This is a genomic window from Streptosporangium longisporum, assembly GCF_039534895.1.
In the GTDB taxonomy this organism is placed as follows: Bacteria; Actinomycetota; Actinomycetes; order Streptosporangiales; family Streptosporangiaceae; genus Streptosporangium; species Streptosporangium longisporum.
In genome coordinates, this window is the sequence record NZ_BAAAWD010000029.1 from 1 (window position 1) to 18,255 (window position 18,255).

The 18,255-nt window shown below is 72.4% G+C and carries 15 protein-coding genes; 8 read left to right on the forward strand and 7 right to left on the reverse strand.

Features of this window, described 5'->3' with window-relative positions; all coding sequences use genetic code 11:
• From ABD832_RS38580 to ABD832_RS38590, 3 genes are all read right to left on the reverse strand, one after another.
• Positions 1–1,346, reverse strand: a 1,346-nt coding sequence (locus ABD832_RS38580; RefSeq protein ID WP_344906608.1) for an extracellular solute-binding protein, incomplete at its 3' end; no start/stop codon positions are given.
• A 30-nt stretch (positions 1,347–1,376) separates the two neighbouring features.
• A complete protein-coding gene (locus ABD832_RS38585; RefSeq protein ID WP_344906611.1) occupies positions 1,377–2,231 on the reverse strand; it encodes a sugar isomerase domain-containing protein in 855 nt (284 codons plus the stop codon).
• A gap of 2 nt (positions 2,232–2,233) precedes the next feature.
• Positions 2,234–3,109 carry a MurR/RpiR family transcriptional regulator gene (locus tag ABD832_RS38590; protein ID WP_344906614.1) on the reverse strand — a complete coding sequence of 292 codons (876 nt, stop codon included), beginning with the start codon at positions 3,107–3,109 and terminating at the stop codon, positions 2,234–2,236.
• 218 nt (positions 3,110–3,327) lie between these two features.
• Here ABD832_RS38590 and ABD832_RS38595 point away from each other — a divergent pair, with 218 nt between their 5' ends.
• From ABD832_RS38595 to ABD832_RS38625, 7 genes are all read left to right on the forward strand, one after another.
• Positions 3,328–3,837, forward strand: a complete 510-nt coding sequence (locus ABD832_RS38595) for a hypothetical protein (RefSeq protein WP_344906617.1) — start codon at positions 3,328–3,330, stop codon at positions 3,835–3,837.
• 76 nt (positions 3,838–3,913) lie between these two features.
• Positions 3,914–4,597 (forward strand): MerR family transcriptional regulator, encoded by a 684-nt coding sequence (locus tag ABD832_RS38600; RefSeq protein ID WP_344906620.1) that lies wholly within the window; start codon positions 3,914–3,916, stop codon positions 4,595–4,597.
• 199 nt (positions 4,598–4,796) lie between these two features.
• A complete protein-coding gene (gene glnII, locus ABD832_RS38605) occupies positions 4,797–5,810 on the forward strand; it encodes a glutamine synthetase (RefSeq protein WP_344906623.1) in 1,014 nt (337 codons plus the stop codon).
• 124 nt (positions 5,811–5,934) lie between these two features.
• Positions 5,935–6,525: a TetR/AcrR family transcriptional regulator gene (locus ABD832_RS38610; protein ID WP_344906626.1), complete on the forward strand. Its 591-nt coding sequence runs from the start codon at positions 5,935–5,937 to the stop codon at positions 6,523–6,525.
• A gap of 231 nt (positions 6,526–6,756) precedes the next feature.
• Complete coding sequence (locus tag ABD832_RS38615) at positions 6,757–7,755, forward strand: TrmB family transcriptional regulator (RefSeq protein WP_344906629.1); 999 nt, start codon at positions 6,757–6,759, stop codon at positions 7,753–7,755.
• Positions 7,756–7,835: 80 nt separating this feature from the next.
• On the forward strand, positions 7,836–9,578 hold the full coding sequence (locus tag ABD832_RS38620) for an NAD(P)/FAD-dependent oxidoreductase (protein ID WP_344906632.1): 1,743 nt from the start codon (positions 7,836–7,838) through the stop codon (positions 9,576–9,578).
• 44 nt (positions 9,579–9,622) lie between these two features.
• Positions 9,623–11,041, forward strand: a complete 1,419-nt coding sequence (locus ABD832_RS38625) for an ATP-binding protein (protein WP_344906635.1) — start codon at positions 9,623–9,625, stop codon at positions 11,039–11,041.
• 77 nt (positions 11,042–11,118) lie between these two features.
• On the opposite strand, the gene ABD832_RS38630 is transcribed toward ABD832_RS38625, so the two are convergent.
• A complete protein-coding gene (locus ABD832_RS38630; protein WP_344906637.1) occupies positions 11,119–12,360 on the reverse strand; it encodes an alpha/beta fold hydrolase in 1,242 nt (413 codons plus the stop codon).
• Between the two features lie 409 nt (positions 12,361–12,769).
• On the opposite strand from ABD832_RS38630, the gene ABD832_RS38635 reads away from it, so the two are divergent.
• The gene (locus ABD832_RS38635; RefSeq protein ID WP_344906640.1) at positions 12,770–14,155 is read left to right on the forward strand and encodes a GH1 family beta-glucosidase; all 1,386 of its coding nucleotides are present in this window, start codon (positions 12,770–12,772) and stop codon (positions 14,153–14,155) included.
• A 75-nt stretch (positions 14,156–14,230) separates the two neighbouring features.
• Here the strand turns inward: ABD832_RS38635 and ABD832_RS38640 are convergent, their stop codons facing one another.
• From ABD832_RS38640 to ABD832_RS38650, 3 genes are all read right to left on the reverse strand, one after another.
• Positions 14,231–14,953 (reverse strand): ThuA domain-containing protein, encoded by a 723-nt coding sequence (locus tag ABD832_RS38640; protein ID WP_344906642.1) that lies wholly within the window; start codon positions 14,951–14,953, stop codon positions 14,231–14,233.
• Positions 14,954–15,054: 101 nt separating this feature from the next.
• Positions 15,055–16,299 carry an ROK family transcriptional regulator gene (locus ABD832_RS38645; RefSeq protein ID WP_344906645.1) on the reverse strand — a complete coding sequence of 415 codons (1,245 nt, stop codon included), beginning with the start codon at positions 16,297–16,299 and terminating at the stop codon, positions 15,055–15,057.
• A gap of 172 nt (positions 16,300–16,471) precedes the next feature.
• Positions 16,472–18,061, reverse strand: a complete 1,590-nt coding sequence (locus ABD832_RS38650) for a carboxylesterase/lipase family protein (protein WP_344906647.1) — start codon at positions 18,059–18,061, stop codon at positions 16,472–16,474.
• Between the last annotated feature and the right edge of the window lie 194 nt (positions 18,062–18,255).

The following is an 18,255-nucleotide window of genomic DNA, read 5'->3' on the forward strand; positions in this document are numbered from 1 at the left end:
TCCGCCCACTCGGTGACGGACAGCTTGCCGGACATGAGCTGCCCGGAGGCCGCGGCCACCTCGTCGTGCAGCTCGGCGTACCACTTGCGGAACAGGAACCAGACGGCGTTGTCGCCCGCGGCGGCCAGCGCGGTCGAGGCGCTCTTCAGGCCCGGCTTGAGCGTGCGGCCCTGGTCGGCCCCCTTGACGACGGTGAGCGTGTGAGACCATCTCCATGAACCCGCCCGCCCCCTCCTTGGAGAGCATGGCGCGCATGTACTCCAGGCCCGCGCGGGGGTTGGCCGACCTGGCCGGGACGATGTACTCCTCGCCCGGCTGGGCGTGCAGGGTGCCGTACGGCAGGGCGTCGGAGGAGCCGAAGTCGGGCAGCGGGAACATGGCGTAGTCGAAGCCGCCGGGGGTGGAGTCCTTCTGCTCGTTCTCCAGCCAGGAGCCGCAGGGCAGCATCGCGACCTGGCCCCTGTTCTGGGCGGTCTGGGTCTGCACGTGGTCGAGCCCGGCGGTTGCCCTGGAGCAGGGTACTTCGACCCGAGCTCGGCGAACGCCCCGGCGGCCTGCCTGACCGGCTCGGCCTTCCAGGCGCCCTCCTGGAGGTTGTCGATGTTCTTGAGCACGTCCTTGCCGCCGATCTTCGCGGCGAGCGTGAGGATGGCCTCGTAGATGTAGAACGGGTGCTTGCCCGCGTAGGTGAAGGGGGCCGTCCTGCCCGCCTTCCTGATGGTCTCGCACAGGGCCAGGAAGTCGTCCCAGGTCCTGGGGACCTGCCAGCCCTCGGCCTCGAAGAGCGTGCGCGAGTACCAGATGCCCCAGACGGTGTTGGCGTAGTTGAGGACGTACGGCCTGCCGTCGTAGCTGCCCAGCTCGATGGCGGCGGGGTCGATGGTGTCGCGCACCTTCACCGCGGGGTCGTCCCAGCTCGGCGCGTCGTACAGCGGCGTGAGGTCGGCGAGCTGGCCGTCCTGGACCAGGGCGCCGAAGTCCATGGCGCCCGCGCCGGAGTTGTTGACGACCTCCGGCGGGTTCCCCCCGGCGAAGCGCGGCTGGAGGGTCTTGGCGACCTCCTTGGTCGCGTTGTGCTTGATCTCCAGGTCGGGGTGTTTCGCCGTGAGGATCCGCTCGTGGACGTCGCGGGCGTAGGCGTCGCCGAACCCGCCGTCGAAGATCCAGATCTCCAGGGGCCTGTTCCCGGCGAAGCCGAGGGGGTTGGCCGCGCTGGTGGCCCCGGCGGCGGGGGTAGAGGACGCGGCGCCGTTCCCGGCCGGGGTGGCGCACGCGGACAGGGCCGGCAGGGCGAGACCGGCCAGGGCCGCGCCGCGCAGGAGCTCACGCCTGGACAACTGGGTCATCAGTTACCTCCTGGGAGTGGAAGGCGATGGTCAGGCACCTCGCCGGATCCGTCCGGCGTAGCGGTTCTCGAGGAGGCGGTTGTGCTCGTCGCCTCCGGTCACGTTGGCGGAGCGGTAGATCGGCGGGGTCCGGCCCGCCCGGGTCAGGCCCCGTACCACCTCGGCCACGACCATCTGGGCCAGCAGTGCCGAGGTGATCGTGGAGACCGCCCCGAACGTGCCGCCGCCCGGCAACGGCAGGACCGCGTCGCCGTACGGGGCGCGGTTGTCGAGCACGACGTCGGCGAGGTCGAGCAGTTTGCGGCCCGAGGGGTGGCGGGAGGTCATCGCGGTGCTGTGCCGCACCGAGGTCAGGGCGATCAGGCCGTGCCCCCGCTCCTTGACGATCGAGGCGAGCTCGACCACCGAGCCGTTCACCCCCGAGCTGGAGATCAGCACGAACACGTCCCGGGGGTGGACGGGCGCCAGGTCGTAGATCCTCCGGGCGACCGACGGGTCGCGCTCCAGCTCACCGGCCGGCCCGAGCAGGGTGGCGACCGGGGCCTCGCCGTACAGCACGACGTCGCGCAGGGCCAGGCGGTTGCTGGGCACCAGTCCGCCCGCGCGGCCGGCGATCTCCATGGCGATCGCCTCGGAGTGTCCCGAGCCGAACGCCTGGATCACGCCGTCGTCGAGCAGGCAGGCGACCATGAGCTCGGCCGCCCGTCCCACCGCGTCCGTCTGGGTCCGGGAGACCTCGTCGACGAGGGCCTTCACCCGGTCGACGTAGTCGGCGGCCCCGACGTCCCCCGTGCCGTCGCGCACCCTGCCGTCGTGTCCCGTGCCGTCGCCCACGGCGCCGTCAGCCGTGCCGTCCGCCGTGCCGTCGCCCGCTGTGCCGTCCACGCTCAGTTCCTCTCGACGCGATGGCTCTCCAGAGCCCGGATCGTCCGCTCGAACGCCTCGTTGGTCTGCTCGTAGGTGCGCTGCGCGACCGCGACGTAGACCGCGTCGAGGACGAACAGCTGGGAGTGGACGGCGGCCAGGCCGCCCAGCCGGAAGGTGGTCTCGCGGCTGGCCGTGGTCAGCACCAGGTCGGCCAGCTCCGCCAGCGGGGAGCGGGCGAAGGAGGTGACCGCCACGGTCAGCGCTCCCCTGTCGCCCGCCTCGGCGAGGGACTCCAGCACCTCGCGCGTACGGCCCTGGTGGGAGATGCCGATCGCGACGTCGCCCTCGCCCAGCAGCGCGGCGTCGGCGAGCGCCTCGTGCGCGTCGGCGTGGCTCCAGCAGGGGATCCGGATCCGGCGCAGCCGCCCGCCCGCCATCCCGGCCACCGCGCCGCTGGTGGAGACGCCGAAGATGAGGACGCGGCGGGCCGCGACGACGGCCTCGGCGACCGTGGTGACGGTGCCCGCGTCGAGCTGCGCCGCGGTCTCCTGGATGAGCCGGGAGTCGGCGGCGGCCATCACCCCGATCGCCGCGTCGAGCGGGTCGGTGGGGCCGATCTCGTGGCCCACCCCCATGTCCCAGTTGGCCTGCGCGGCCCGGCCGTCCTCGGTGGCCAGCGCGACCCGCAGCCCCGCGTACCCGGCGAAGCCGAACACCCGGCAGAAGCGGGTGACGGTGGCGGGCGAGCTGCCGCTCCGCTCGGCCAGCGTGATGATCGTGGAGCGGGCCGCCGCGGCCGGATCGGCCAGGATCGCCTCCCCCACCCGGCGCAACGCCTCGGGCAGCGCCGGGGTCTCGGTCCGGATGCGTCCGAGCGCACCTGCGGCCACAGGCATTCCTTTCACCACTGGTCAATTGGATGAAAATTATTCTCACATCGAGACCGCGTCAAGGCCGTCCGGGACACGAAAAGGGCCCGGCTCCCTTCCCTATCGCGGCCTCCGGCGGACGATCCGGGCTTCCGGAGAGAGGATCGACAACCTTTGCGGGGTCCTGGGCGTCGTTTTTAACAGAGGTTCCAGACAAGGAGCCGCCTGACGGAGGCGAACCCACGATGACTCGACGTCCGGCCGACGCGCCGCACCAGGTTCCCGGCACGCACGTCCACGACGAGCTGGCCGCCCGCCGCGCCCGGCGCGCCGGGGAGCAGAGGCTGCGCGACGAACCGCACCTGCGGCTGCTGGAGCGTGAGCACGGTGTCCGCCTGACCGTCGAGGAGCTGCAGGCCGCCGACCGGCGGATGCGGCAGGTGCCGTCACCGCGCCGTAGGGAGTCCGCGCCCCCGGAGCCCAGGTCACGGGATTCCCGGTCGAGGGAGTCCAGGTCGCGGGAGTCCGAGCCGCGCCGGGAGGTCTCGCCGATCGCACGGCTCTCCCCGGCCGAGGAGCCCTCTGCTCCCGTGGAGCCCGCCAGGACCGAGCTGGACGAGGAGACGCTCTCCCTGCAGCTGCTCGTCTGGCGCCGCCTGGGCCCGAGGGGGTTCGCGGGCTTCATGCGGGACCTGGAGGAGATGGAGGCCGAGCTGTCCAAGGCCCGTGACGACGGCTGGGGCGAGCCCGGCTGAGCACCCCTTCCTCAGGCAAGCGACTGCTCGGTAAGCCGGGGGACGTCACTCCATTGGCTACCTGTACTATCCAACAATGCGGATATCAGAACTCAGCGCCGCATCGGGCGTGGCCATCCCAACGATCAAGTACTACCTGCGCGAGGGTCTGCTCCCCGCGGGTGAGCAGACCTCGGCCACCAGGGCGCGGTACGGCGAGGACCACCTGCGGCGGCTCCGGCTGATCCGGGCGCTGCTGGAGGTCGGGCGGCTGCCGATCGCGTCCATCCGCAGGGTCATCGAGGCCGTCGACGACAAGACCCTGAGCCTGCACCACGTGCTCGGCACCGCGCAGTACGCCATCGCTCCCCCCGTCGAGCCGGACGCCTCCGGCCAGGACTGGGCCGAGGCCTGCGCCAGGGCCGACGCCCTGATCGAGGAGCTGGGCTGGCGGATCGACCCGGCCGCCCCCACCCGCCAGGAGCTGGCCCAGGTCATCCTCACCCTCGTCCGGCTGGGCATGCCCGCCGACGGCGAGGCCCTGCTCCCCTACGCGAGCACCGCCCTGAACCTGGTGACCGAGCACGAGATGCGCGTGATCCCCGTCGACGGCCCCAGGGAGGCGGCGGTCGAGGCCCTGGTCCTCGGCACCGTCCTGCACGGCAGGGTGCTGGACATCATGCGGCGCCTGGCCCACGAGTCGGTCTCCGCCCGGATCTTCGCCGACACCCGGACCGACACCTCGGACGACACCTCGGACGGCACCGGACCGCCCGGGTGACGAACGTCTCCCTCACCCTCGCGGACCGGGAAAAGGGCAGCTCACAGCCGTGGAAACGGTGAGTGCGAACTTTTCTCACCGCCTCTGCCTGCCCAAACGGCGGCGAGTAACATTCTGTTCACACATGGGCAACAGATGCGAAATCGCGACTTGCGAATCTTTGGGGGCAGCAGATCCCTCCATCCCAAGGACCTCGCCGATGACCTTCAAGGCTGAATACATCTGGATCGACGGCACCAAGCCGACCGCCAAGCTCCGTTCCAAGACCAAGGTCCTGGCGGACGGCGCCGAGCTCCCGATCTGGGGCTTCGACGGGTCCAGCACGAACCAGGCCGACGGTTCCTCCTCCGACCGCGTGCTCAAGCCCGTGTTCACCTGCCCGGACCCGATCCGCGGCGGTGCGGACGTGCTGGTGCTGTGCGAGGTCCTCGACATCGACATGACCCCGCACGAGAGCAACACCCGTGCGGCCCTCGTCGAGGTCGCGGAGAAGTACGCCGACCAGGAGTCGTGGTTCGGCATCGAGCAGGAGTACACCTTCTTCAAGGAGGGCCGCCCGCTCGGCTTCCCGCTCGGCGGCTTCCCCGCCCCGCAGGGTGGCTACTACTGCGGCGTCGGCGCGGACGAGGTCTTCGGCCGCGAGATCGTCGAGAAGCACCTCGACTACTGCATCCAGGCCGGCCTGGCCATCTCCGGCATCAACGCCGAGGTCATGCCCGGCCAGTGGGAGTTCCAGATCGGCCCGGCCGGTCCCGTGGAGGTCTCCGACCACATGTGGATCGCCCGCTGGCTGCTCTACCGCACCGCCGAGGACTTCAACATCGCCGCCACCCTGGACGCCAAGCCGGTGAAGGGCGACTGGAACGGCGCGGGCGCGCACACCAACTTCTCCACCAAGGCGATGCGCGAGGGCTACGACCCGATCATCACCGCCTGCGAGGCCCTGAGCGGCAACGCCCTGGAGCACGTCAAGCACTACGGCGTCGGCATCGAGGACCGCCTCACCGGCCTGCACGAGACCGCCCCGTGGAACGAGTTCAGCTACGGCGTCTCCGACCGCGGCGCCTCGGTCCGCATCCCGTGGCAGGTCGAGGTGGAGAAGAAGGGCTACATCGAGGACCGGCGTCCGAACGCCAACGTCGACCCGTACCTGGTGACCCGCCTGATCGTGAACACCTGCTGCTCCGCTCTGGAGAAGGCCGACCAGGTCTGATCCGACCGGTCGGCCCGAGGGCCGCGGAACCGTCCCGCCGGGGGCGTTCCGCGGCCTTCGGCGTTCCCGGCGGCCCCTTTGACAAGACGAGACGTATCGGCTCATCACTTGGTACATTCGAGCCGTGAAGACACCGAACCCGGCCCGTCGCAGCGAGCAGTCCCGCCGGGCCATCCTGACCGCCGCCTTCGACCTGGTCGCCGAGACCGGGTACGCCAAGCTGACGATAGAGGCGATCGCCGCCCGCGCGGGAGTGGGCAAGCAGACCATCTACCGCTGGTGGCCGTCCAAGGGCGCCGTCTTCGTCGAGGCCGTGCTCTCCATGGGCGGGGGCGAGGGTCAGGACCTGTCGCTGCCGGACACCGGCGATCTCGGGGCCGACCTGCGGCAGGTGCTGCGGGCCATCGTGGACGAGTACAACGACCCCAGGCTGGAGGCGATGAGCCGCGCCCTGAACCTGGAGCTGCTGCAGGACCCGTCGATGAACACCGAGATCACCGAGCGGGTCATGGGACCGCACCTGGAGGCGACCAAGGAGCGGCTGCGCAGCGCCCAGCGGGCGGGCCAGGTGGCCGCGGACGCGGATCTGGACGTGGCCGTCGAGCTGCTGTACGGGCCGGTCTACCACCGCTGGATGCTGCGGACCGCCCCGCTCACCCACGCCTACGCCGACACCCTCGTGGAGTTCGCCCTGGGCGCCCTCAGGCCGGCGTAGGCCTCACGGAGACCCTACGGAGGCCTCGCGGGGGCCTCGCGGGGGCCTCGCGGGGTCCGTCCGGCTGAGATGTGGCTCGTCCTAAATAAACGTAAAAATCTGGACTTTCTAGATCATGTCGGGCTCCGCCCCAGCTCCAGAGCCTAAAGCAGGTACGAGTGATGAAAATCCCTCGAAACAGGTGCTTTAGGACAGCGCTAAACAGGTAGCTCGCGCCGTACCATAACTGCGATGCGGGACGTAGTGGAGCAATTACAGCGTTTGGGCATGTCGGGCTATGAGGCCAAGGCATACGTCACCCTGGTCGGTGCCGGGCAGCCTCTCAACGGTTACGAGGTGGCCAAGCGCTCCGGCGTGCCGCGCAGCACCGTCTACGAGACGCTGGGCAAGCTGGTGGCCAAGGGTGCGGCCTACGAGCTGCGCGGCTCGGACGACGCCACCGACTACCTGCCGCTGCCGCCGCGATCGCTGCTGCAGCGGATGCGCCGGGAGTTCGACGACTCGATGGAGGCCCTGGAGGTCTCGCTCCCGGCGATCGTGGCGCCTCCCCGGGCGCACCTGATCCACAGCCTCAAGGACGCGGGAGCGGTCCTGGCGCGGGCCGAGGACGTGGTGGCCGGGGCGCGTACCGACCTGTTCGTGTCGATCTGGCCCGAGGAGATGACACTGCTCTCCCCGCTGGTCGAGCGCGCGGTCCAGCGCGGGGTCACCACCTCGGTGATGCACTTCGGACCGGCCCGCAAGCCGGTCGGGCGGCTGTACGAGCACCGCTTCCCCACCCGTGCCGCCTCCCCCGAGGGGCGGGGCGGCCGGACCCATGGGCGGCCGGACCTGGACCGGCGGCTGCTGGTCGTCACCGGCGACCGGCGGGAGACCGTGGTCGGCGGGTTCACCGAAGGCGCCGCGTGGGGCGTCTACACCGAGGACCCGGCCGTGGTCACGATGGCGGTGGAGTACGTCAGGCAGGACATCGCCCTGCAGATCATCGCCGAGCGGGTCGGGCACGAGACCATGGGCGAGCTGTGGGCCGGTGACGCCGAGCTCCGGAGCCTGCTCGCCGGCCACGACCGTCCCGCCGCCCTGCTCCGCGCCGCGGGCATGCCCGGCCGTCCCGGCGCGCGCCCCCAGGAGGCCGCGGGCCGGGCCGCCGAGCCCGGCACGCCCTCCCGGGAGGGCGACGCCCCGGCCCGGCGGGTCCCCGGAGCCGACGATCCATCGGATGCCGGATAAAACCGTGCTTTAACCCGCGTGTGACATCCTGCGTAGAGGTTGTCCCACAGCGATCCTTCCGTCTCGGGGAAAGGCAGGACATGGAGAAACCGGTCATCGTGACGGTCGACGACGATCCCGGGGTGTCCCGTTCGGTGGCCCGTGACCTGCGCCGGCGCTACGGTCACTCGTACCGCGTGGTCCGGGCCGACACCGCGGCCGACGGCATCGCGAGCGTCCGCGAGCTGCGGCTGCGCGGCGACGACGTCGCGGCGATCCTCGCCGACTACCGGATGCCCCAGATGAACGGCGTGGAGTTCCTGGAGCAGGCCATGGACCTGTACCCCTACGCCCGCCGCGTGCTGCTGACCGCCTACGCCGACACCGAGGCCGCGATCCAGGCGATCAACGTGGTCGACCTGGACCACTACCTGCTCAAGCCGTGGGACCCGCCCGAGGAGAAGTTCTACCCGGTGCTGGACGCCCAGCTGGAGGCCTGGCAGCGCACGGACCGGCGCCAGTCCGACGAGCTGCGGGTGGTGGGCGCGCGCTGGTCGGCCCCCTCGTACGAGGTCAGGGACTTCCTGGCGCGCAACCAGGTGCCCTACCGCTGGATGCTGGCCGACTCCGCCGAGGGCGCCGAGCTGCTCGCGGCGGCCGGGCAGGCGGCCACGACGGCGGACCCGGCGGCGAACACGGCGGCGGGCGGGAAGCCGAACGGGACGGCGACCGGGATCGGGGGCGGGGGCGGAACGGTCCCGGCCAGGCTTCCGCTGGTCGTCACCGCCGACGGCACCACGCTCGTCGCGCCGGCCCCCGCGGAGCTGGCCCAGGCCGTGGGGCTGGCCACCGCACCGGCCACCGACTTCTACGACCTGATCGTGATCGGCGGCGGCCCCGGAGGGCTGGGCGCGGCCGTCTACGGCGCCTCCGAGGGGCTGCGCACGGTGATGGTCGAGCAGCACGCCTCCGGCGGGCAGGCCGGGCAGAGCTCCCGGATCGAGAACTACCTGGGCTTCCCCGACGGCGTCTCCGGCGCCCAGCTCGCCGACCGGGCCAGGCGCCAGGCGCTGAAGTTCGGCGCCGAGCTGCTCAGCGCCCGTACGGTCACCAGCCTGGAGGTCAAGGGCCAGGCCCGGGTGGTCGGCTTCGACGACGGCGGCAGGATCGCCGCGCACACCGTCATCCTCGCCACCGGCGTCTCCTACCGGCGCCTCGGCGCGCCGGGCCTGGACGACTTCATCGGCTCCGGCTGCTACTACGGCGCGGCCCTGACCGAGGCGCCCGAGTGCCGGGACCGCGAGGTCTACATCGTCGGCGCCGCCAACTCGGCCGGCCAGGGCGCGGTCTACCTGTCGGGGTACGCCAGCAGGGTCCACCTGATCGTCAGGGGCGACGGCCTGGAGCGGACCATGTCGCACTACCTGATCGAGCAGATCTCCCAGATCCCGAACATCGAGGTGCACCTCGGCACCGAGGTGGTGGGGGCCGAGGGCGACGGCCACCTGGAGCGGATCACGCTCAAGGACGCGGACGGCGAGCGCACGGCCGACGCCGAGTGGCTGTTCGTCTTCATCGGCGCCGAGCCGTTCACCGACTGGCTGGGCGAGATCATCGAGCGCGACGACAGGGGCTTCATCCTCACCGGCCCCGACCTGACCGCCGACGAGAACCGGCCGCGCAACTGGCCGCTCCGGCGCGAGCCCTACCACCTGGAGACGAACGTCCCGGGGGTGTTCGCCGCCGGTGACGTCCGGGCCGAGTCGATCAAGCGGGTCGCCTCGGCGGTCGGCGAGGGAGCGATGGCCGTCGCCCTGGTCCACCGCTACCTGGAGAAGACGTGACCGCCCCGGACGAGGTCCCCCGCGGCACCCACGAAGGAGGCGGGATGATCGACATCGACGTGCTCCGCGGGCTGTTCCTGTTCGAGGGACTGTCCGACGACCAGCTCCGGTGGCTGGCCGAGCACGGGACCGAGCAGGAGTACGACGCGGGCGAGACGATCATCAAGCAGGGGGAGCCCGCCGACTGCTTCGTCGTGCTCGTCGAGGGCGAGGTGGTGATGTCCACCGAGACCCAGGTCGGGCCGGGCAGCATGAGCCCGACCTCGCAGCCGGGCGTCTACGCCGGGGCCGTCTCCGCCTACCTGGTCGACCGCGCCCCGGCGGCCTACGGCCACTCGCTGCGCGCCACCAAGCCCACGCGGATGCTCGCGCTCCCGGCCAGGGAGTTCGGCCTGATCATGGGCGAGTGGTTCCCGATGGCGGTCCACCTGCTGGACGGGGCCCGCCTGGGCGGCCTGGCCCATCGGGAGTTCGTCGACCGGCGGCAGCGGCTGACCGCCCTGGGCACCATCACCGCCGGGCTCACCCACGAGCTCAACAACCCGGCCGCGGCGGCCGTACGGGCCGTGGACGACCTGCGCACGAAGGTGCGCTCGTCGCGGCGGCGGCTGGCCGCGCTGGCCGGGGAGGGCATCGAGCCCCAGCGGCTGCGCGCCTTGGTGGACCTGCAGGAGGCGTGCGCCGCCGGGATCGCCCAGGCGCCGACCCGCTCGCCGCTGGAGGTCTCCGACGCCGAGGACGAGCTGTCCGACGCCCTGGAGGAGGCCGGGGTCTCCGACGCCTGGGAGATCGCGCCCGCGCTGATCGCGGCCGGGTTCGAGGTCGGCAAGCTGGACAAGGTCCGCGAGATGATCGGCGAGCGGCACGTGGACGCGGCGATGCACTGGCTCTCGGAGGCCATCGAGATCGCCCAGATGCTGGACGAGGTGACCGACGCGACCGAGCGGATCTCCTCGCTGCTCGCCTCGGCCAAGCAGTACTCCCAGATGGACCGGGCGCCGTACCAGACGGTCGATCTGCGGGAGCTGCTGGACAGCACCCTGACCATGTTCCGCGGGAAGATCCCGCCGGGGATCAGCGTCGCCACCGACTACGACCCCGACCTGCCGCCCGTCCCGGCCTACGCCGGGGAGCTCAACCAGGTGTGGGCCAACCTGATCCACAACGCGATCGACGCGATGGCCGGAAGCGGCGTGCTGACCGTCCGCACCCGGCTGGAGCACGAGACGATCGCGCTGATCGAGATCTGCGACACCGGCCCGGGCGTCCCCGAGGGCCTGCGGGACCGGATCTTCGAGCCGTTCTTCACCACCAAGGCGGTCGGCGAGGGCACCGGGCTCGGCCTGGACATCTCCTTCCGCATCGTCGCCGGCCGGCACGGCGGCGACCTGCGGGTGGAGTCGGAGCCGGGCGACACCCGCTTCCAGGTACGCCTGCCGGTCACCGAGACCGTCACCTCCTGATCCCGCCTGATCCCGCCGGTCCCGGTTCCGGGACCGCACGGGACCGGGGCGTGTCCTCGTAGCACGCGTCCGGGCGGTCAGGAGCCGTGGGCGCCCCGGGCGATGTCCATCAGGCGGGACAGGACGCGGGCGCCGGAGACCCGGACGCCGTCGTGCTCCAGCTCGTTGGTGACCCAGGTCCGCACGTTGCCGACCGCGCGGGCGGTGCGGACGGACAGGCCCTCGTCGACGTACATGTCGTCGTAGTAGACGGCGGCGACCACCGGGACGGTGTTGGCGGCCAGCCGGGCCGGGTCGTACAGGGCGGGCCAGCCGGAGGTCTCCGCCAGGATCTCGGCGGCCCCCTTGAAGGGGCGGAGCGCGGCGATCTCGTCGAACATCCAGGGGTAGATCATCTCCCCGGTGGGGAGCGTCGGCCCGGCGTCGGGGTGGAAGTCCTCCGGCAGCAGCCGGTGCGCGGCCCAGGCGGTGGCGGCCCCCTGGGCGTAGATCGACTCGTGCAGGACCGCGTAGAGCGGGTTGCCGACGAAGCCGGTGGCCATCATGACCTCGTACAGGAACAGGTCGGAGAGCCGGTCGCCGGACCAGGCCTCCTCCAGCACCCAGTGCAGGTACTCCGGCCCGTCGCTCATGCCCAGGCACATGCCGAGGGTCTGCAGCCGTCGCACGCTCAGCACGTCCCCGTCGGGCAGGCGGACCTCGTGGCGGCGCAGGTGGGCGGCGATCTCGTCCAGCCGGGCCGAGTCGTGCGGGTAGCGGGCGAAGTGGCGGCGGACCCGGTCGCGGACCCGGGGGTAGGTGCGCGTGTAGACGTCCTCGGCGGTGGCGTCCAGCCCGGCCAGGCCGCCGGTGACGTAGCAGGTGGCCAGGCCCTCGGGCGCCTGCGACAGGTAGGTGAGCGTGATGAAGCCGCCGTAGCTCTGGCCCAGGGTGTCCCACGGCCGGTCCCCGCACAGCTCCCGCCGGATCAGCTCGGCGTCGGCCACGATCGCGTCGGCCCGGAAGCGCGTCAGGCGGGCGGCGAGCTCCGCGTCGGTGCCGTCGATCGTCCTGGCGGTGATCGGGGTGCTGCGCCCGGTCCCCCGCTGGTCGAGCAGCAGGACGCGGTGGGTCCGCAGCGCGTGCCCCAGCCAGCCGTCGGCCGCGGCCGGGCGCGGCGACTTCCCGCCGGGACCGCCCTGCAGGTACAGCAGCCAGGGCAGGTCCTCCCCCCCGCCTGGCCGGGTCCACCGCCTCCCGGGCGAAGACCTCGATCGTCCCGGCGCCGGGGTCGGCGTGGTCGAGGGGGACGGTGAACGCGTGGTCGGTGAGTGCCACACCGGGCAGAAGGACGGTCACCCACGGAAAGCTACCCGAGCCCGGGCCGCGTCCCTCCCGCGTCCCTGCCCCGTTCCACCTCCGGCGACCAGGGGGCGGAGCGCGGGGACGCCCTGCCCGGCCACCGCGCGCCGTGCCCCCGCGGCACCGGCCGGGACGCGGGGGGCCGGGAACGACTCGGTAACGTCACCTTGACGCGGACCTAGTTTTGCCTCTTAAATTTCAATATGAATTAAGCGTCGAAGCGAGTGGCCACCCTCTCCTCCCAGCACGCCGACCGGCGGCGGGCGGGTGGCGCGACGTGCCACGAGCACCGTCTCGGCGCCACCCCGGCGAACCCGCCACCGATCGTCGTCCCGGCGTGCCCGGCAGGCGATCAATCCGTGTGACCACGCAAGGAGCGTTCAAGGGATGACCCAGACCGACGACCGGACCGGCACCGGCCTGGCCCTGTTCCCCACGGGTTTCCGCTGGGGGGTCGCCACCGCGTCCTACCAGATCGAGGGCGCCACCCGCGAGGACGGCCGGGCCCCCTCGATCTGGGACACCTTCGCCCGGACCTCCGGCCGGGTGCACCTGGGACAGACCGGTGACGTCGCCTGCGACCACTACCACCGCTATCCCGAGGACGTCGCGCTGATGCGGGAGCTCGGCGTCGACACCTACCGCTTCTCGGTCGCGTGGCCGCGGATCAGGCCCGACGGCACGGGCCCGGTGAACCCGCGGGGCCTGGACTTCTACGACCGGCTGGTGGACGCCCTGCTGGCCTCGGGCATCGAGCCCATGGCCACGCTGTACCACTGGGACCTGCCGCAGTCGCTGGAGGACCGGGGCGGCTGGACCGTCCGGGAGACCGCCGAGTACTTCGCCGAGTACGCGGTGGCCGTCCACGACCGCCTCGGGGACCGGATCCGGACGTGGACGACCCTGAACGAGCCGTGGTGCTCTGCCTTCCTCGGGTACGCCACCGGCGACCAGGCACCGGGCCGCACCGAGCCGGGAGCGGCCTTCCGCGCCGCCCACCACCTGCTGCTGGGCCACGGCCTCGCGGCCCGCGCGCTGCGGTCGGCCGGGGCCAGGGAGGTCTCGGTCACGGTCAACCTCACCCCGGTCTCCCCGCGCGACCCGCTGGACCGGCACGACGTCGCGGCGGCCGGGCTCGTCGACGGCCTGCACAACCGGATCTTCCTCGACCCGCTCCTCAAGGGCCGCTACCCCGCCGACATGCTGGAGCACATGGCCCGCTTCACGAGCCTGGAGCACATCGCCGACGGCGACGAGGAGATCATCGGCGCCCCGATCGACCTGCTGGGGGTCAACTACTACGCGCCGACCTTCGTCGCGGCCAGGGTGGGCACGCCCTCCTCCGACCGCTTCCCGGGCACCGAGGGCGTCGAGTACCCCGAGCCCGGCCTGCCGGTGACCGCCATGGGCTGGCCCGTCGAGGCCGACGGCCTGCGTCGGCTCCTGGTGCGGCTGGCGCGGGACTACCCGTCCACCCCGCTGATGATCACCGAGAACGGGGCCGCCTACCACGACTCCGCCGTGGACGGACGGGTCGCCGACGCCGAGCGCATCGACTACCTGCGCTCCCACCTGCTCGCCGCGCACCAGGCGATCGGCGAGGGGGCCGACCTGCGCGGCTACCTGGCCTGGTCGCTCCTGGACAACTTCGAGTGGGCGTACGGCTACGACAAGCGGTTCGGGCTGATCCACGTCGACTACGCGACCCAGCGGCGCACCCTCAAGGACAGCGCCCTGTGGTACAGCGGGGTCATCGGCAGGAACGGGATCTGACTCTCTGACCGGCCGTCCGGCCCGCACCGACTCACACCGCCCCGCACCGTCACCGGTGCGGGGCGGTTCCGGTGTTCAGCGGGCGGCCCAGACCAGGCCGCGCCGGGTGAGCTCGTACACGGTGGGGTGACGCAGGTCGTCGAGCCGGTGGCCGACGGCGGAGAAGAAGACCTTCCCCTTCCCCCAGCGACGGGTCCAGACGACCGGCATGGGGGTCGGCGGGGAGACGAACACGGTGGTGGCGAGCACCTCGTTGCGGGCGTCGGCGAGCATCCAGTACTGCTCGGTCTCGACGGTGAAGTCCCCCAGCCCGGCGACGATCGGGTGATCCGCGTGCGCGGGGTCGATGCTCACGTCGTAGGTGAGGAAGTCGTCCGGGTGGTGCAGGAAGAGGCCGCCGACCATCCGCAGGTAGTCGCGCCCGCCGAAGGCCGCCACCACGCCGCCGTGCCAGCCGGCGAAGCCGGTGCCGTCCTCGACCGCGGCGACCAGGCCGGCCTCCTGCTCGGGGGTCAGCACGCCGTCCGTCCAGCACTGCACGATCAGGTCGGTACCGGCCAGCAGCGACCGGTCGGCGTAGACCTCCAGGTCGCCGGTGACGGTCACCGCGAAACCGGCCGCGGTCAGCTCCGGGATGAACAGCTCGGTCGCCTCGACCGGGGCGTGCCCCTCCCAGCCGCCGCGGACCACCAGCGCCGTTCTCGTCCCCGGCCCGGCGCCCGCCGGCGGCCCGCCGATCGCAGGCCCGCTCGCCGGTGTCCCGCTCGCCGATGTCCCGCTCGCCGGTGCCTCGCTCATCGGTGCCCCGTCCGTCGATGTCCCGTCCGTCGCAGGCCCGTTCGTCGCAGGCCCGTTCGTCGCAGGCCCGTCCGTCGCAGGCCCTCTCGTCGACGGCCCGCTCATCGACGGCCCGCCGGGGCGCTCGTCAGGGCGGCCGCGGCACCGATGGCCGCGGGGGTCGCGCCGGTCGCGGTCGTGCCCGCGGGTTCCCGGCCGGCCGGGCGTACCGCGTGGCTGCGCAGCAGGAAGTCCTCGACGACCAGGGTGGCCGCGCCCAGCGCGACCGCCTCGGCGCCCAGCCTGCCCAGCTCGATCGAGGCCTGCGAGAACGGCAGGGGCAGGGCGTACCGGCCGGCGGCGGCCCGGATCTCGGGCAGGAACTCCCGTCCCAGCAGGGACCCGGCCCAGCCGCCGAGGATGACGCGCTCGGGGTTGAACAGGTTGATCAGGTCGGCCAGCCCGGCGCCCAGGCAGCGGACGGCCTCCTCCAGCGCGGGCCGCGCCAGCGGGTCGGCCAGCAGCGCGGCGAACACGCTCTCCTCGTCGTCGCCGCCCAGCTCCCTCCCGGCCCCGGCGAGGATCGCCTCGGCCCCGACGTACGCCTCCAGGCAGCCCCGGCTGCCGCAGCGGCACGGCCGCCCGTCCAGGACGATCTTCGTGTGCCCCCACTCGCCCGCGCCGCTCGCCGTGCCCCGGTAGGTGACGCCGCCGTTGATGATGCTCGCCCCGGCCCCGGTGCCGATGAAGGTCATGACCAGGTGCTGGGCCCCCTGGCCCGCACCGAACCAGAGCTCGGCCTGCCCGGTCGTCTTGACGCCGTTGTCGGCGAAGACCGGGATCGAGGTGCCCTCGCGCAGCAGCGCGCCCAGTGGCACGCCGTCCCAGCCGAAGGCGCGGGCGTGGATGAGCAGGTCGGCCCCCTGCTCGGCGACGCCCGGGACGCCGAGGCCCATGCCGATGACCTCGGACTCGGTCGCGCCGGCCTCGGCCAGGACCGCCTCCAGCCCGTCGAGGATGTACCGGGCGACCACGGCGGGCTCGTGGTGGCTGGGGTCGAGGGCGAACTCCTTCCTCGCCCTCTCGGCCATGGCCAGGTCGTACAGCTCGACGCGGACGCGCGTCTCCCCCACGCCCACGCCGACCACGTACCCGTACGAGGGGTCGACCTTGAGCATGATCCGGGGGCGTCCCCCGTCCGAGTCGACGGAGCCGGTCTCGACCACGATGCCGTCCGCGATGAGGTCGGCGATCACGTTGCTCACCGTCGCGGCGCTGAGGCCGGTCGTCTGGGCCAGGTCGTGCCTGCTCAGCTCGCCGGCGAAGTAGAGCGTCCACAGGACGACGGACCGATTGCCCTTCCGCACGTCGCGGAGGGTCCCCCGCTGTGGACGGCTCATGGTTCTCCCCGGGCAAGTAATTTCACATGTTAGTACAACTATTCTAGTCACGGCTTGCACGGGTTCCCCGGGCACACCGGTCCCCGGCGCGGCAGGGTACGCCGCACCGGGGGACGAGGTGAGTTTCCCAGAGACGGGGTCAGGACGGCGACGGCCAGAAACCGAGGTCGTGGTCGGCGGCGTAGTCGACGGGCCCGACCGTGCCCGGCCTCAGGGCCTGGGTGTACGGCACGCGCGCGGCGGCGTCGAAGCGCTCCCAGCGGGGCAGCCCGGCGCCGTTGGGGTCGCCGGTGCGGGCGAACCGGGTCCAGTAGCCGGTCATCCGGTCCGACAGCTCCCGCTGGGCCGGGCTCAGCGTGACGTTCCGCTCCGGGAACAGGTACGGCAGGTCGCCCGCGTGGAAGGCGCCGAACGGGAAGTCCGTCTTCATCGGAAGGAACATCGGGGCCCGGCGGTCGGCGAACTGGTAGGCGTAGACCGGGGCCCTGGCGGCCAGCAGCCTGTTCTGCTCGAAGGTCGCGCGGGCCCACATCCTGTCGGTGATCACCGCGGCCCAGGCCAGCGAGGGCGAGCCGTACCTCCGGGGCGGGTACCGGTTGGCCACCCTGGCCGCGTCCGCGCCGAACGCGACGCGCAGCAGGCCGCGGTACGAGGCGGCGGTGACGGGCCGGCCGGCCAGGTCGTGCGTCATGGCGACGAAGAGCCGGTGCTCGTCGCGGGTGGCGCCGGAGATCACCGGCACCGGGTGCCCGCGACCGGCCCGCAGCTCGGCCGCGGGCGACCGCGGCAGCGTCTCGTTGCCGTACGCGTAGGACTGGAACATGTTCATGATCTGCGGAACCTTGAGGATGGTCCTCACCGGCAGGGCACGCAGGCAGCGCAGGTCGGAGCAGCCGAGCTTGCCGGCCGCGTACCGGCCCGTCTCCTCGACCTGGGCGGCGGGGAGCCAGGCGTAATCCGGGCGGCCGGGCATGCCCTCGCCCATGCTTCCGGGGAGCATGTCCATCATCGTCTCGCCGCTCTGCATGACGGCCCGGTCGAACAGGCCCTTCGCCCTCGGCGAGGTCAGGTGACCGCCGATGCTCATCGCGCCCCACGAGACGCCGAGCACGGTCACGTTCCGCGGGTCGCCGCCGAACGCGGCGGCGTTGCGGCGCACCCAGCCCAGGGCGGCCTGCTGGTCCTGGAGCCCGTACGTCCCCGACCCGGCCAGCCCCGGATATCCGAACCCGCCGAACACCCCGAGCCGGTAGTTGATCGTGACGGCCACCACGTCCCCCCGGGTGGCCAGGCGGCGCACGTCGGTGAAGTCCCCGGAGCCGAGGGCGCCGTCCCCGTGGATCCACACCATGACCGGCCTGCCGGTCCTCGGGGTGCGCGGCACGGTCACGTTGAGGAACAGGCAGTCCTCCTCCTCGCTGGTCACCTTGGCGTAGTCCGCGCCGACCTGGGGGCACATGGCGCCGGGCCGGGTGGCGTCCCGGGTCCCGGTCCAGCTGGCGGCCGGGCGCGGGGAGCTCCAGCGCAGCTCGCCGACGGGCGGGGCCGCGTACGGGACGCCGTTGAAGATCCTGTGCTCGCCGGTGACCGTGCCGCGCAGGGCTCCGGTCTCGACGCGCACGACGCGCGGATCGTCCGCGCCGGTCCGGCGCGGCTCTCCGTCCGGAGCCGCCGCGCACGCCGCCGCGAGGGCGGTCGTCGCCAGAACGCTCATGATCTTTGTTCGCATGTCCTCCACGCTGTCAAGGACGGGGACGGGCGGGCAGAGCCGTCGATACGCAATGCCAGGGGACAAATGTCCCGGCCGGGACGGGGGGAAGGTCCCCGCAGGCTCCGGCAAGGGCTCGGAAGGCTCCTCCCGGAAGGCCCAAGGACACGACCGCGCACCCCCGGCCGGGGTGCGGCCGGAGGAGCGTCGGCGGG